Below are 14,248 nucleotides of genomic sequence, written 5' to 3' on the forward strand. Positions count from 1 at the left end.
CTATGTCTAAGCACCTTACTCTTGTAGCTCTCGCAAATACGCCAATTCCTGCACAATTAAATACGGCATTGATTGAGCACGCCAAAGTCTTGGGTATTCAAATTGCTATTGATGAGAGAGTGCTTTCCCACTCGAAATATTTCACTAGCCGCTGGACCTGCACTCAAGTCTTAATGCCTGAGGCACGAGTTGCGATGCGCGATATCGCTGCAGCACATAATACTGATTTAGCCTTTTTATCTCCAGGATTTAAGCCGGGTGAAGTGAAAGTCTTGGCAATGGATATGGACTCCACCTTGATTAATATTGAGTGCATAGATGAAATCGCGGACTTCACCGGCAAGAAAGCAGCGGTATCCGAGATTACGGAAGCTACTATGCGTGGCGAGATTAAAGACTTTAAAGAAAGTTTACGTAGACGCGTAGCACTCTTGGCTGGTGTATCTGCTGATGTGTTGGAATCGGTTTATCGCGAACGTTTGCGCCCTAACCCGGGAGCCTCTGAATTGCTTGCTGCAGCAAATGCTAGGGGGCTCCACACATTGCTAGTATCTGGTGGCTTTACCTTCTTCACCGAGAAACTGCAACAAGAGCTCGGCTTTAAACAAACGCAAGCCAATACCCTTGAGATCATTGACGGCAAACTCACCGGCAAAGTCATTGGTGAGATTGTGGATGGCGCTGCTAAAGCGGCTTATCTTGAAGGAGCTTGTGCTCTGATGAATTGCCATAAGAGCAACTCCATCACCATGGGTGACGGATCCAATGATTTGCCCATGATGCATGGCTCCGGAATTAGCATTGCCTATCGGGCAAAACCGATTGTTAAAGAAAAAGCCGGCGCGGCTTTTGACCGAGTCGGCTTGGATGCTGCCTTGCTACTGATTACCTAAAAAACAAATCAAGCAATCAGTAGTGACGAGCGCCTCTTAAAGACGTTCGAAAATCGTAGCAATACCTTGACCACCACCAATACACATTGTGACCAAAGCGTATTTGCCTTGCACACGATGTAGCTCATGGATCGCTTTAGTAGCAATTGCTGCACCTGAGCAACCAATTGGGTGACCCAATGCAATCGCACCACCATTTACGTTTGTCTTGGCTGGATCCAAGCCCAAACCTTTGGTCACAGCCAATGCTTGAGCAGCAAATGCTTCGTTAGATTCGATCACATCGATTTGATCCAATTTCAGACCAGCGCGCTCTAAAGCAATCTTCGTTGCCGGAATCGGACCTTCACCCATGATGTGATTAGGAACACCAGCAATCGCGTAAGACACTAAACGGGCGATTGGCTTGTGGCCGGCTTTCTTAGCCGCTTCAGCCTCTGCCAATACAAAGAATGCTGCGCCGTCATTGATGCCTGAAGCATTACCTGCGGTAACGCTACCGCCTTCTTTCTTGAAGACACCCTTCATCTTCGCCAAAGTTTCCATTGTGGTTTCAGGCTTGCAATGCTCATCCGTATCAAACACAACATCACCCTTACGAGTCTTGATAGTGATTGGAACGATTTGTGACTTGAAACGGCCTTCTTTGATCGCATGTGCTGCGCGACGATGAGATTCAACCGCAAGAGCATCTTGATCTTCGCGTGTGAACTTCCATTTTTCAACTAAGTTCTCAGCAGTAACGCCCATATGACCAACACCAAATGGATCAGTCAACACAGAAACCATCAAGTCGAGCATTTTGGTGTCGCCCATGCGAGCACCACTACGCATAGCTGGTGAGCCGTACATGCCGCGAGACATGACTTCAACGCCACCACCAATACCGTAATCGCAGTCACCCAACATAATGGCTTGAGATGTCGTAACAATTGCCTGTAATCCAGAGCTACATAAGCGGTTCAGCGCCATTGCAACAGATTCCATTGGCAGGCCAGCTTGAATAGAGGCTACACGAGCAACATAGGCATAACGGCTATCCGTAGGAATAGTGTTGCCAACAGTGACGTAATTAATCAATGCAGGATCTACCCCAGAGCGGGCAACCGCTTCTTTCATCACAATACCGCCCAGCTCACACGGCTCAAGGCTACTCAATGATCCATTGAATGTACCAATTGCAGAACGTACAGCACTTAATACGACGACATCGCGACTCATAAAAATCCCCTTAGCTGTGCCTTTTGAGGCAAATTAATGGCCCTAACTTCAGACCCAAACTCTATTTTTATTCCAATAGTCAAGTTTCGGCTATTAGGTCATGCCCTTGGGAGCTAATTACCGTCGCTTTGATGATTTCACCGGCGCGGTAGCGTTTGGATGGCTTGCTTGGGGGTAAAACCCGTACCAAACCATCGATTTCAGGGGCATCACCGATAGTTCGACCGATTCCACCGGATTCGTCGACCCTATCAATTAGGACCTGAATACGTTTGCCTATTTTTTTAGCAAGTCGCTTGATCGAGATATCTTCTGCCTTAGCCATGAAGCGAGTACGGCGTTCCTCGCGAATTGCTTCCGGAACGGGATTCTCTATCTCATTTGCAGTTGCACCATCCACCGGGGAGTAGGCAAAACAGCCGGCACGATCAATTTGAGCCTCATCAAGGAAATCCAATAGATATTGAAACTCTTCTTCAGTCTCACCAGGAAAACCAGCAATAAAGGTGCTACGTATCACTAATCCTGGACAGGCCTCACGCCACGCCTGGATACGCTCCAAATTTTTCTCACCACTCGCTGGGCGCTTCATCCGCTTGAGAACATCTGGATGAGCATGCTGCAACGGGATATCTAAATACGGCAGAACCCCGAAGCCATGATCAGCAAACTCTGCCATCAAAGGCAAGATGTCGTCCACATGGGGATAGGGATAAACGTAATGGAGGCGCACCCATGCTTGATGCTCTCTAGCAATTTGATTGAGAGCATTGACAAGATCAAACATGCGCGTCTTGACAGGCTTGCCATCCCAAAAGCCAGTGCGATATTGAATATCAACACCATAGGCGCTGGTGTCTTGAGAAACAACTAATAATTCTTTAACGCCTGACTCAAATAATCTTTTAGCCTCCAGCAGCACCTCACCAATCGGACGAGAAACAAGGTCTCCACGCAGACTTGGGATGATGCAGAAAGTGCAACGGTGATTACACCCCTCAGAGATCTTTAGGTACGCATAATGCTTTGGCGTGAGCTTCACACCAATCGGTGGAAGTAAATCAGTAAAGGGATCATGTGGTTTTGGGAGGTGCAGATGAATAGCCTGCATCGCCTCTTCAGTAGCATGCGGGCCTGTCACAGCAAGGACTTTAGGATGAATGCTCTGGATCAGATCACTGCCATCCGCATTTTTACGTGCGCCAAGGCAACCCGTAACAATCACCTTGCCGTTTGCCGACAAAGCTTCACCAATAGCTGCCAGACTCTCTTGAACAGCGGAATCAATAAAGCCGCAGGTATTGACCACCACGAGATCTGCGCCAGCGTAATCCTTGGCTGTCTCGTATCCTTCGGCACTTAATTGTGTCAGAATTAACTCAGAATCTACTAATGCCTTGGGGCATCCCAAGGAAACAAAACCCACTTTTCCAGCCACAACTATTCTTTTTCTGTTTTATTGGCTTGCGCCGGAAATGGAAAACCAGTAAATATCGTTGGAGATTTTTGCATTTGTTCTTGCATCTTCACAAACAGATCTTTACTTTGCTCCATGTAATTACCCATCAAACCTTGCATCATCGGGTTTTGAAGATTGAGCATTTTTGCCCATGCCTCTGGAGTGCTTCCTGAATTCAGACCCTGGGTTTGATCACCTAATTTATTGTGAATATCCACAAACGATTGCATGGTCTTCTCAAGATAGCTGCCCATGAGACCTTGCATCGAGTTGCCATAAAAGCGAATAATTTGAGAAAGCATCTGGGTCGAAAATACCGGCGCTCCGCCGGCTTCTTCTTCCAAAATAATCTGCAGCAAAATATTGCGAGTCAGATCATCTTCGGTTTTTGCGTCAACGACACTAAATGCATCGCCAGCCATGACCAAATTTTTGATATCAACTAGCGTGACATAAGTACTAGTTTGGGTATCGTATAAACGACGATTTGGGTATTTCTTGATTAAGCGGCTGTCGCCGGCTTTTTTGGAACGTGTGGCCATGTATTTTTCCTAACTCTCGGTACTGCAATGCAACATCGGCATAGTTTATCCCTAGTTTGACCTAAAGGTAAATATGCCGATGAGCACACATCTAAAAAAGAATGTTTTAAGGGGTTTAGCCCGTATGTAGACCGCCATTCAATGAAAAGTCTGCGCCAGTGGCATAACCACCATCATCAGAAGCAATCCAGCAGCAAATAGAAGCGATCTCTTCAGGGGTTCCCAGGCGCTTAACTGGAACGCCAGCAACAATCTTCTCAAGAACGTCTTCACGGATAGCTTTAACCATGTCAGTGCCGATATAGCCAGGAGAAACAGTATTCACCGTGACACCCTTAGCAGCCAATTCTTGAGACAAAGCCATCGTAAAGCCGTGCAAGCCTGCTTTTGCTGTCGAGTAGTTGGATTGACCAAACTGACCTTTTTGACCGTTTACTGAAGAAATGTTGATGATTCGACCCCAGCCGTTATCAGCCATGCCATCAACCACTTGCTTAGTCACATTGAATAAAGAATTCAGGTTGGTATCAATGACCGCTTTCCACTGATCAGGGGTCATTTTGCGGAATACGCTGTCCTTAGTAATGCCGGCATTGTTAACGAGCACATCAACACGCCCTACTTCAGCCCTCACCTTTTCGAAGGCAGCAACCGTGCTCTCCCAATCGGAAACATTACCCTCAGAAGCGATGAAGTCATAACCCAAAGCTTTTTGTTCGCCAATCCAGCGATCTTTGCGCGGGGAATTCGGGCCGCAACCAGCGATGACTTTGAAGCCATCCTTGGCGAGACGCTGACAAATAGCGGTACCAATTCCACCCATACCACCAGTTACGTATGCAATCTTTTGAGACATGTAGTTCCCCTTATGAAAATATTATTGAGCAGCTGCGTTTACTTTTTCTTTCACGTACTTACCAGGCGCCGCTTCTAGTTTTTTGTACCGTGCATTACCAAACGTTTTGCTAGCTTGAATTTTCTCGCCACCAAATTGTTCTAACCATTTCGCGTAGTTGGGCCACCAACTACCTTTGATATCTTTAGCTGCAGCCAACCACTCATCCGCTGTCTTAGCTAACTTATTATTTTCAAAATAGTGACGCTTATTTTTTGCCGGTGGATTAATCACGCCAGCAATATGACCAGATGCGCCCAAGACAAATCGATTCTTACCCTTCAGGATATGAGTAGATTCAAAAGCCGATTTCCAAGGAACAATGTGATCGTCATGTGAAGCATAGATATAGGCTGGCACTGTGATCTTGCCAAGATCTACCTTCTCGCCGCAAACAGTAAGCTTGCCTGGTTTGATCAATTCGTTTTGTAAATAGGTATGACGCAAATACCAGCAATACATTGGGCCAGGTAGATTGGTCGAGTCACCATTCCAATATAGGAGATCAAACGGTGGCGGTGAATTACCCTTCAAGTAGTTCTCTACAACGTAGTTCCACACCAAATCATTCGGACGCAGGAATGAAAACGTATTACCCAAGTCTAAGCCTGACATCATGCCGAAATGCCCACCCTCGCCGCCTATTGTTGACTCACGTAACTTGACCATGCCTTCGTCAATGAAAACATCGAGGATGCCGGTGTCACTGAAGTCCAATAAAGTCGTGAGTAATGTCAGGCTAGCAACATAATCTTTTTTGCGCGCTGCTAATACAGCTAATGCTGTGGAAGTTAAAGTTCCGCCAACACAAAACCCGAGCACATTAATTTGCTCTGTGCCGCCAATGTCCTTAACGACTTCAATAGCCTTGATGACACCGTCGCCCACATAATCATCCCAAGTTACCTTGGACATCGTGGCGTCTGGGTTTTTCCAAGAAACTAGGAAAACGGTATGACCCTGCTCGACCATGTAGCGCACGACTGAGTTATCTGGCTGTAGATCCAAAATGTAATACTTGTTGATGCAAGGTGGCACCATTAAATACGGACGCTCAAATACCGTTTCCGTTAAGGGCGTGTATTGAATTAATTCAAACAGATCGCTGCGAAAGACAACCTGGCCTTCAGTGGTGGCAATATTTTTACCAACCTCAAAAGCGCTTTCGTCTGTTTGAGATACTTTGCCTTTTTTCAAGTCGCCTAATAAGTTGACGATACCGTTTTGAATTGACTGGCCCTGAGAGCTAATAATATTTTCAAGAACTTCGGGATTGGTCGCAATAAAGTTCGATGGTGACAAGGCATCAATCATTTGCTCTGTTGTAAACAGAATTTTGATCTTCGTCTTTTCATCTGCCTCCACTGCTTTAGCAAGCTCAAGCAAATGCTTGGAGTTCAATAGATAGGTTGCCGCAATCATCTTGCTCCAAGACGAATGCCATGCCTTTCCAGAGAAGCGACGATCCTTTACTTCAATTGCTTCTGGATTGGTTGCGAGATGAGCAATTTCAGTGAAATATTCTTTTTGAATTTCTGTTAAACGCTCTGGGGGAATTAATGCCATGTGATGAGGGGCCAGAGATGGCGCAACACCTGTATTCATGCCTGCAAACATAATGATCTCGTAAAGTTATTGTGACCATTCTCCATCTATCAGGCTGGAAGGGTTATACGCACTAACCCTAGCCCTAGAGCTAAGCTAGTGATAACCCCAAGATCACACGTCGGGAGTAATCCAAATCAAAGAAGCAAAACGCCCCGTTTCTTTATCACGTCGGTATGAAAAGAATTTCTCTTGATCGGTGAAGGTGCAAAAATCTCCGCCAGTAATTTGAGTAACACCCAAGGAGCTCAAGCGATCTCGAGCGAGAAGGTAAAGATTGGCCCAATATTTGCCTGACCGCCCAATGATTGGTGTAAATGCTTTCGAGCGGAGTGATTGACTATGTCCTACAAAAGCTTGCAACACATCCTCGCCGACCTCAAACGCAGCCGGTCCGATAGCTGGACCCATCCATGCTGAAATATCCTGCGGACTAAGGCCGGCAGATAGCGCACACATTGCTTGGACAGTATTTTCCAAAACCCCAGCACTAAGGCCCCGCCAGCCAGCATGCGCAGCTCCAATAACGTTGCCGCTATTGCTGGTAAATAAAACCGGCATGCAGTCCGCCGTCAGCACAGCCAATACTTCGTTAGGGATATTGCTAACGGAGGCATCCGCCTCAAAAGGCCCCATTCCGAGCGCTTGCCTTGAGACTGGAGTACTGACAGTGCTGCCATGAATCTGTTTGAGCCAAACTGGATCGGCTGGAATGCTGGCTCGTAAGATATCCCGGTTTTGCAAGACGGCATGAGGATCATCCCCGGCATTCAATCCAAGATTAAGACTGTCAAATGGTGACTTGCTAACCCCACCAGCTCTAGTGCTGCAAAAAGCCTTGATGGATGGAGGAGCAACCCAGTTCGGCTCAATTCTCTTATTGGCGCTGATCATTTTTAATAGAGGCCAATAAAGCCTCCTCCTTCGGGAGATCTGATTCACTCATGCCCACCAATGGCAGTAAATCGAGTAAATCTTGGGGAGGCAATCGAAACCAGGTCATGGTTTCTTGGCTTGTTGGATGTTGCAAACTCAGGGCGTAAGCATGCAATGCTTGACGCTGAAAAGGCAGGGATTTGGCCACCCCAGGAGTCCTTTTGCGGTAGACGGGGTCACCTAGCAAAGGAAAGCCCAATGACTCCAAGTGCACCCGAATTTGGTGGGTGCGCCCCGTTTCTAGGCGGCATTCCAGTAAGGCAACCGGGCTTTCGTAAAACAGGCCTTTGGCTAGGCGGCGGAATAAGGTGGCGGCAGGTTTGCCTTGAGCGGATCCAGCCGCCATTTTGAGGCGATCACGTTGATCGCGACCGACCGTTGCCAGAACTTTGCCTTGAGATGGAGCGTCACCCCATACCCAAGACAGGTAACGACGGCCTACAGTGCGCTCTTGAAGCTGTCTGACTAGCGATGTTTGGGCGATATCGGTGCGGGCAACCACCATCAGCCCAGAAGTGTCTTTATCTAGGCGGTGCACAATCCCGGCCCTAGGCAACTGCTTTAGCTCTGGAAAGCGATATAACAAGGCATTGAGCAATGTTCCGGTCCAATTGCCAGCGGCTGGATGAACCACTAGCCCGGCAGGCTTATTGACCACAATGATGGTGTCATCCTCGTAGACCACGTCTAGGGGGATGTTTTCAGGGGCAAAAGCGAACTGCTCAGGCATTTCTTGGGGAAATACCTTAATACTCTCGCTCCCACGTAGCAAATGGCGGACTTTCGTGACTTTTCCGTCCACAGTAACGGCTCCAGCCTCAACCCAGGCCTGCAGCCGATTCCGTGAATAATCAGGTAAAGCACCACCAAGAAATTTATCCAAACGCTCCCCGCTCACTTCTTGGGGAACTTCTAGGGCAATGAAATCCTCTTCATCGATATAATCAATGGGATTCGAATCGGGAGTATGCGGCAATGCCACGCTTAAAGAGCCTTTTAGTTATGTCGGACGTTATTACAGACGCCAGTTTAAGGCTTGCTGCCATTGTTGGGTCATCTTCCAGAAAATCCATTCTGTCACTCTTTGTTGGCGCTAGCGCTGCTTGTCTTTTATTAAGTGGGTGCGCTGGTAGTGATGGCCAAAAAGACGATACCGATATTTGGTCTGAGACGAAGCTGTACTCAGAGGCAACCGCCAAGTTGAACGACGCTGATTATGCAAAGTGCGGTAAGTACTTTGATAAGTTGGAAGGTCGATTCCCTTTTGGGCCATATTCACAACAAGCACAAATTAATGCAGCCTATTGTTATTGGAAAGCTCAAGAACAAGCTCAGGCTCAAGTTGCTATCGATCGCTTTATTAAGCTTCATCAAGGCAGTCCTAATTTAGATTACGGCTACTACCTTAAAGGACTCATTAGCTTTAATGATGATTTAGGTTGGCTTGGTAAGTTTACTGGGCAAGATCTGAGTGAGCGCGATCCTAAGGCAGCTAAAGAAGCCTTTGAATCCTTCAAGGTAGTTGTTGAGCGCTTCCCTGATAGTAAATATGCACCGGACTCTTTGGATCGTATGCGCTACATCGTGAACTCATTGGCTGAGGCTGATGTGATTGTTGCGCGTTTCTACTATCAACGTGGCGCCTATCTAGCCTCTGCTAATAGAGCTCAACTGGTGATTCGTGATTACGATCGCGCACCTGCTGTTGAAGAAGCGCTCTACCTTCTTACCAAGTCTTATGAGAAGCTTGGCATGACGGATCTAAGCAATGACGCAGCACGCGTCTTTAAACTGAATTTCCCTGATAGCCAAATGTTATTGACTGGTCAACGCGTTCAAAAAGAGCGTCGCTGGTGGCAGATCTGGAATAAATAAAATCAAATAAGGTAGATGTAATCAAGTTGCGCAGCGCGCTACTTGATTACTACTGACACCCTTGGCGCTAATGCACAAATGAGTTCGTAGCCGATCGTACCGCTCATCTGCGCCACATCATCTACCGGCACTTCGCTACCCCAAAGCTCTACGACGCTGCCGATTTTTGCATGAGGCGCTTCGCGCAAATCAATAGTCAACATATCCATGGATACCTGACCAACAATAGGGCAAATCGCGCCATTACCATGGGTATCAGCAGCATCAACCCAAACAGGTGTGCCATCTTCAGCATGACGGGGATAGCCATCTGCATAGCCACAAGCAATCACACCAATGCGCATATCTTCCGGAGATTGATAGCGCCCACCATAACCAATGTGATCACCCTTTTTTAATTCCTGGATATCAATGATTTCACTACGCAATTGCATGACGGCCTGAAGTTCGGATCGAACAATGTCTGCATGAACTCCGGTTGGTGAAACGCCATACAACATGATTCCGGGGCGAATCCAATCACCCAATGCATTTCGGTGCCAAAGGATTGCCGCTGAATTAGCTAAGGAAGTTGGGGCTTGCAAGCCCTCAATAGCTTGCTCAAAACACTCCAATTGTTCACCAACAGATGGGGAACGCTCAACTTGATCGGCATTGGCAAAATGGGTCATGTGATGCAGGTGATATCCCGCAGCATGCAAACGATGAAAAGCTGTACGGTAATGAGCGGGCTTCAAACCAAGTCGGTTCATCCCAGAGTTCAATTTCAAAAAGATATTGATCTGGTGTCCAGAATGATTTTGATAGGCCTCGAGCCAGTCGACTTGTTTCTCACTATGGACAACTAAGTCGCACTTGAGCTTAACTGCCAACTCAAGCTCTTCTTGGCTAAAGAGCCCCTCTAAAAGGAGGATGCGCCCACCCCAAGCATGGTCTCTTAGCCATTGTGCATCGGCAATATCCAGAAGCGCAAAACCATCAGTAGACTCTAGCCCCTTCAATACGGCCTCGAGGGTATGACCATAGGCTTTAGCCTTGACCACGGACCAGATTTTGGATGCTGGAGCGAGTTCACGAATACGGCTTAAATTATGGCGAAAGGCATCAGTGTGTATAGTTGCCAAAATTGGCCTATTAATCAAGCGATTAGCCGATGAGCTCATATCCACCCCTCCTTTCATGTTTTAATTACATTAATGACTAGATTGTACGAATGAACCGTAGTTTTTACATCATTATGGCGGCGCAATTTTTTTCGTCGCTTGCTGATAACGCATTGCTGATCGCAGCAATCGCCCTCTTGGTCCAGCTTAACGCTCCGGCCTGGCTGACCCCTTTACTCAAATTATTCTTCGTTCTCTCTTATGTAGTGCTGGCAGCCTTTGTTGGAGCCTTTGCGGACTCCCGCCCCAAGGGCAATGTCATGTTCATTACCAATACGATTAAATTTATTGGCTGTGTAGTCATGCTCTTTGGTAGCCACCCTTTGCTGGCCTACGCCATTGTTGGGCTTGGCGCCGCCGCCTACTCTCCCGCTAAGTACGGGATCCTGACAGAGTTACTCCCGCCTGAAAAGCTGGTAGCAGCAAATGGCTGGATTGAGGGCTTAACCGTTGGCTCCATCATCCTGGGTACCGTGCTTGGTGGTGTACTCATTAGTAAAACCGCTTCCCAGAGCCTTCTGGGGTTGGATATGCCAGTCGTAGAGACCAGTATTGATACGGCTGCAGAATCCGCCATTCTCATCATCATGATGATTTATGTGCTGGCAGCCCTGATTAATCTACGGATTCCAGATACTGGGGCGCGCTATGTCTCACAAAAGACCAATCCGATTGAGTTAGTAAAAGACTTTGCTATCTGCTTTAAAACCCTCTGGGATGACCGGCTCGGCCAGATTTCATTGGCAGTAACAACCCTATTTTGGGGTGCGGGTGCTACTTTGCAATTTATTGTGATTAAGTGGGCTCAGGTGGCTTTGCACATGACCCTGTCTCAGGGCGCCATTCTTCAGGCAATCTCGGCATTTGGGGTGGCTGGGGGTGCTATTTGGGCTGCTTGGCGGGTACCTCTTCGCGATTCACTCAAAGTACTTCCATACGGCATTGCAATGGGTCTGGTGGTTTGTATCTTGGCGCTCTATAACTCCGATATGTTGCCTAATACGACCATCTGGACTATTGGCAAGTTTGAGATTTCACTCAATTTATTGCCAGCGTATTTCTTGCTAATCCTAGTTGGCTGGTTAGCCGGGTTTTTTGTAGTGCCCATGAATGCACTACTTCAGCATCGTGGACACGTTCTCATGTCTGCCGGACACTCCATTGCAGTGCAAAACTTCAATGAGAATATTTCTGTATTGATGATGTTATCCATCTACTCTGGATTAATTTGGTTGGATGCACCAGTTCAGGCCGTGATCATCGGCTTTGGTATTGCAGTGAGCTTGATCATGTGGCTTGTCATTAAGCGACATGCCGCTAACCAAGCTGAATATGACTCAATGCACCTGATTGGCGAACACAAGCACTAAGCTCGCCCCTTAGCTGTTTTGCAGTACCGACTTAGCTAGCAGTAGATCTTGCCAAAATAAGGCCCTGTGCTTCGGACTAGCAATCAATTGATTTAATTCAAAAGTGGCAATCAAGGGTAGTTCTTCTACCCCATCGGCTTGCATAGCTAAAACGGTTTCACGAAGTTCTGGGAGCGCATCGCATTCACCAGACAACTTTTGTGCTGCCACACCACCAAAAGCGAGCGCCACTATCGGTGATCCATTCCGAGGCAACTCCTCTAAATTAATTTTTTCTGCGGGATTCTTCCAAGACCATTCTTGTGGAGTTAATCCCAATACACGAATGATGTTTTGAAAAAGTGCATCTGCATCACCTTGGGGCTTATTGCCAAAAAACCACCAAGTTCCTCCAGCCGGTCTTTCTTTGGGCTCCGCGACCACAGGCTGATGACTGCTTACCTCAACCGCAACTGTCGCTTGAACAGCTTCAGAGGCAGAATCTCTTGAAATCCACTCGGTAATGCCCATTTCTTTAAGGAAAGCAGAATTTGTACTCATATTCATGCCTCCAGCTTAATCGATTTAGCAAGAACCAATGCATCTTCACGCAATCCACTGCTGCTATCTGCGGGGTAATAGTTTTTGCGTAGTCCGATTTGTTCATACCCCAGCCCTTGGTAGAGTTGTAGCGCACTTGTATTGCCTGGCCTGACTTCCAAAATGATTCGAGGCATTTTTTGCTGGGCTGCCACCCCTTCAATCGCCTGCATCATTTTGTTGCCAATACCAAAACGACGTAATTTTGGCGATACAGTGATATTTAAGAGGTGCAGTTCATCAACCGCTGGAAATAATATGCAATAAGCCCAAAGAATTGCTGGATCCAGATAGCCCCCTTTTACGGCATCTTCCAATTGGGGTCGTATGCAATAAGCCCAATGCCCTGCTGCCAGTGAGTCCGAGAAGTTGCCTTTGGTCCACGGGTGAATATGAGAAACAGATTCAATGGCTAAGACGGAATCTAAATCCGCAGTTGTCATCGGCAAAAAAGAAAGCTCTGATACGCCTTCGGTATTGGACTCCAATGAATTGATCGTATCAGCCATGTTGTTGACTGCGCTCAGCGGAAGTAAAAGCCACTTTATTGCGAATATAAAGCGGCTCTAATAAATGAATATCTTGTTGCAAACCTTGGCGCCACATATCCTGTGCGCAAGCTAAAACGCCTTGGGCATCCACACTAATCTGTGCATCTAGATGTGTCGCAGGAAATTGTTTCGAACTAGAAGCAAATAGGCGCTCACCGAATTCGGTAATGGCGCTACCCGCAAAATACTCAACACCGTGAAGTTCTACTAATTCAGGGGCAGTTAAATGAATGTCACCTTGACGCTGTGGCAATTGATTTGGGACGACTCGATAGTTTGCCCAATAGACTTCATCCATACGGGCATCCACAGCAACAACAAATGTCTTGGCACCACAGGCTATAAAACTAGGCTTCAAAACCAATTGGCTAGCAATGGCATCCAGACTGGCCACAGGAAGCACGGGGAGCTTGGCTGCTATCGCTAGACCCTGGACAACAGCAACACCTAAGCGAACCCCTGTAAAGGCACCAGGACCAATGCCAACGGCGATAGCATCCAGAGAAGAAAGCTTGCTGGATTTCTCAGCAAGCAATTCCTCAATCCAGGGCAATAAGAGCTGGCTAGCGCCAGCCGACACTTTTTGGTGGCGAACTAAAGGCGCTGCTTCATCTAAAGATAAAGCCACCGAACACCACGCTGAGGAGGTGTCGATGGCCAAGATACGGGTCAATTGGGACTCTCTTGATTTGCTTATGAACTCAGACCTGCAATGATATCTGGTGGAGCCTGAACAAGCTCAATTAAGACACCTTCGCCACAAAATGGAAATTCTTCATTTCCCTTGGGGTGTACAAAGGTAATGTCATAACCAGCCGCACCCTTACGAATGCCACCTGGGGCAAAGCGCAGGCCTTGTGCAGATAACCACTCAACTGCCTTAGGGAGGTCGTCAACCCATAAACCAATATGGTTTAGTGGCGTCTGATGAACGGCAGGTTTCTTGTCAATGTCGAACGGCTGCATGAGATCCACTTCAATCTCATGAGCGCCTTTACCAATCGCACAAATATCTTCGTCTACGTTTTCACGCTCAGAAACAAAAGTGCTTTTGTATTCAAAACCCAATAACTCAACCCAAAGCTTGCGGAGGCGATCTTTATTCTCACCACCAATAGCGATTTGCTGAATACCCAATATCTTGAATGGTTTAGTCATG

At 47.2% G+C, this 14,248-nt stretch carries 15 protein-coding genes; 3 read left to right on the plus strand and 12 right to left on the minus strand.

The window, feature by feature from the left end; translation table 11 throughout:
* The first annotated feature begins 2 nt into the window (after positions 1-2).
* Positions 3-893 (plus strand): phosphoserine phosphatase SerB, encoded by an 891-nt coding sequence (serB, locus tag ICN12_RS08300; RefSeq protein WP_216272037.1) that lies wholly within the window; start codon positions 3-5, stop codon positions 891-893.
* Positions 894-929: 36 nt separating this feature from the next.
* Here serB and ICN12_RS08305 read toward each other — a convergent pair whose 3' ends face one another.
* The 7 genes from ICN12_RS08305 to ICN12_RS08335 all read right to left on the minus strand — a co-directional run bounded on the left by ICN12_RS08305 (position 930) and on the right by ICN12_RS08335 (position 8,533).
* Positions 930-2,114 carry an acetyl-CoA C-acyltransferase family protein gene (locus ICN12_RS08305; protein WP_216272038.1) on the minus strand — a complete coding sequence of 395 codons (1,185 nt, stop codon included), beginning with the start codon at positions 2,112-2,114 and terminating at the stop codon, positions 930-932.
* A gap of 79 nt (positions 2,115-2,193) precedes the next feature.
* A complete protein-coding gene (gene rimO / locus ICN12_RS08310; protein ID WP_216272039.1) occupies positions 2,194-3,552 on the minus strand; it encodes a 30S ribosomal protein S12 methylthiotransferase RimO in 1,359 nt (452 codons plus the stop codon).
* Between the two features lie 2 nt (positions 3,553-3,554).
* The gene (gene phaR, locus ICN12_RS08315; RefSeq protein ID WP_216272040.1) at positions 3,555-4,115 is read right to left on the minus strand and encodes a polyhydroxyalkanoate synthesis repressor PhaR; all 561 of its coding nucleotides are present in this window, start codon (positions 4,113-4,115) and stop codon (positions 3,555-3,557) included.
* Positions 4,116-4,230: 115 nt separating this feature from the next.
* Positions 4,231-4,971, minus strand: a complete 741-nt coding sequence (locus tag ICN12_RS08320; RefSeq protein ID WP_216272041.1) for a 3-ketoacyl-ACP reductase — start codon at positions 4,969-4,971, stop codon at positions 4,231-4,233.
* 21 nt (positions 4,972-4,992) lie between these two features.
* Positions 4,993-6,627 (minus strand): class I poly(R)-hydroxyalkanoic acid synthase, encoded by a 1,635-nt coding sequence (gene phaC / locus ICN12_RS08325; RefSeq protein ID WP_216272042.1) that lies wholly within the window; start codon positions 6,625-6,627, stop codon positions 4,993-4,995.
* Between the two features lie 102 nt (positions 6,628-6,729).
* The gene (gene pgeF, locus ICN12_RS08330; RefSeq protein ID WP_216272043.1) at positions 6,730-7,509 is read right to left on the minus strand and encodes a peptidoglycan editing factor PgeF; all 780 of its coding nucleotides are present in this window, start codon (positions 7,507-7,509) and stop codon (positions 6,730-6,732) included.
* Positions 7,493-8,533 (minus strand): RluA family pseudouridine synthase, encoded by a 1,041-nt coding sequence (locus ICN12_RS08335; RefSeq protein WP_216272044.1) that lies wholly within the window; start codon positions 8,531-8,533, stop codon positions 7,493-7,495. Before ICN12_RS08335 ends, pgeF begins: the two co-directional genes overlap by 17 nt.
* A gap of 20 nt (positions 8,534-8,553) precedes the next feature.
* Here ICN12_RS08335 and ICN12_RS08340 point away from each other — a divergent pair, with 20 nt between their 5' ends.
* Complete coding sequence (locus ICN12_RS08340) at positions 8,554-9,426, plus strand: outer membrane protein assembly factor BamD (protein ID WP_216272045.1); 873 nt, start codon at positions 8,554-8,556, stop codon at positions 9,424-9,426.
* A 38-nt stretch (positions 9,427-9,464) separates the two neighbouring features.
* Here ICN12_RS08340 and alr read toward each other — a convergent pair whose 3' ends face one another.
* Entirely contained in the window at positions 9,465-10,589 is a 1,125-nt protein-coding gene (gene alr, locus ICN12_RS08345; RefSeq protein ID WP_216862169.1) for an alanine racemase, read from the minus strand.
* A gap of 50 nt (positions 10,590-10,639) precedes the next feature.
* Between alr and lplT the strand changes: the two genes are divergently transcribed.
* Positions 10,640-11,959 carry a lysophospholipid transporter LplT gene (gene lplT / locus ICN12_RS08350; RefSeq protein WP_216272046.1) on the plus strand — a complete coding sequence of 440 codons (1,320 nt, stop codon included), beginning with the start codon at positions 10,640-10,642 and terminating at the stop codon, positions 11,957-11,959.
* A 9-nt stretch (positions 11,960-11,968) separates the two neighbouring features.
* On the opposite strand, the gene ICN12_RS08355 is transcribed toward lplT, so the two are convergent.
* From ICN12_RS08355 to ICN12_RS08370, 4 genes are read right to left on the minus strand one after another with little or no spacing between them, the layout of a single operon-like run.
* Positions 11,969-12,499 carry a DNA polymerase III subunit psi gene (locus ICN12_RS08355; protein WP_216272047.1) on the minus strand — a complete coding sequence of 177 codons (531 nt, stop codon included), beginning with the start codon at positions 12,497-12,499 and terminating at the stop codon, positions 11,969-11,971.
* A 2-nt stretch (positions 12,500-12,501) separates the two neighbouring features.
* Positions 12,502-13,047, minus strand: coding sequence for a GNAT family N-acetyltransferase (locus ICN12_RS08360; protein ID WP_216272048.1), 546 nt, complete (start codon positions 13,045-13,047; stop codon positions 12,502-12,504).
* Positions 13,040-13,762 carry a tRNA (adenosine(37)-N6)-threonylcarbamoyltransferase complex dimerization subunit type 1 TsaB gene (tsaB, locus tag ICN12_RS08365; protein ID WP_255537768.1) on the minus strand — a complete coding sequence of 241 codons (723 nt, stop codon included), beginning with the start codon at positions 13,760-13,762 and terminating at the stop codon, positions 13,040-13,042. The genes ICN12_RS08360 and tsaB overlap by 8 nt, the downstream gene beginning before the upstream one ends.
* A gap of 20 nt (positions 13,763-13,782) precedes the next feature.
* Positions 13,783-14,247, minus strand: a complete 465-nt coding sequence (locus ICN12_RS08370) for a VOC family protein (RefSeq protein WP_216272049.1) — start codon at positions 14,245-14,247, stop codon at positions 13,783-13,785.
* Between the last annotated feature and the right edge of the window lies 1 nt (position 14,248).

The organism is Polynucleobacter sp. AM-25C3, from assembly GCF_018882335.1.
Classification (GTDB): Bacteria; Pseudomonadota; Gammaproteobacteria; order Burkholderiales; family Burkholderiaceae; genus Polynucleobacter.

Excerpts from the sequence above, each read along its gene's own strand:
- alr (WP_216862169.1), bottom strand. The coding sequence starts at position 10,589 with ATGAGCTCATCGGCTAATCGCTTGATTAATAGGCCAATTTTGGCAACT.
- ICN12_RS08355 (WP_216272047.1), bottom strand. The coding sequence starts at position 12,499 with ATGAGTACAAATTCTGCTTTCCTTAAAGAAATGGGCATTACCGAGTGG.
- serB (WP_216272037.1), top strand. The coding sequence starts at position 3 with ATGTCTAAGCACCTTACTCTTGTAGCTCTCGCAAATACGCCAATTCCT.
- phaR (WP_216272040.1), bottom strand. The coding sequence starts at position 4,115 with ATGGCCACACGTTCCAAAAAAGCCGGCGACAGCCGCTTAATCAAGAAA.
- pgeF (WP_216272043.1), bottom strand. The coding sequence starts at position 7,509 with ATGATCAGCGCCAATAAGAGAATTGAGCCGAACTGGGTTGCTCCTCCA.
- ICN12_RS08360 (WP_216272048.1), bottom strand. The coding sequence starts at position 13,047 with ATGGCTGATACGATCAATTCATTGGAGTCCAATACCGAAGGCGTATCA.
- ICN12_RS08370 (WP_216272049.1), bottom strand. The coding sequence starts at position 14,247 with ATGACTAAACCATTCAAGATATTGGGTATTCAGCAAATCGCTATTGGT.
- ICN12_RS08320 (WP_216272041.1), bottom strand. The coding sequence starts at position 4,971 with ATGTCTCAAAAGATTGCATACGTAACTGGTGGTATGGGTGGAATTGGT.
- ICN12_RS08340 (WP_216272045.1), top strand. The coding sequence starts at position 8,554 with ATGTCGGACGTTATTACAGACGCCAGTTTAAGGCTTGCTGCCATTGTT.
- phaC (WP_216272042.1), bottom strand. The coding sequence starts at position 6,627 with ATGTTTGCAGGCATGAATACAGGTGTTGCGCCATCTCTGGCCCCTCAT.
- lplT (WP_216272046.1), top strand. The coding sequence starts at position 10,640 with ATGAACCGTAGTTTTTACATCATTATGGCGGCGCAATTTTTTTCGTCG.
- ICN12_RS08305 (WP_216272038.1), bottom strand. The coding sequence starts at position 2,114 with ATGAGTCGCGATGTCGTCGTATTAAGTGCTGTACGTTCTGCAATTGGT.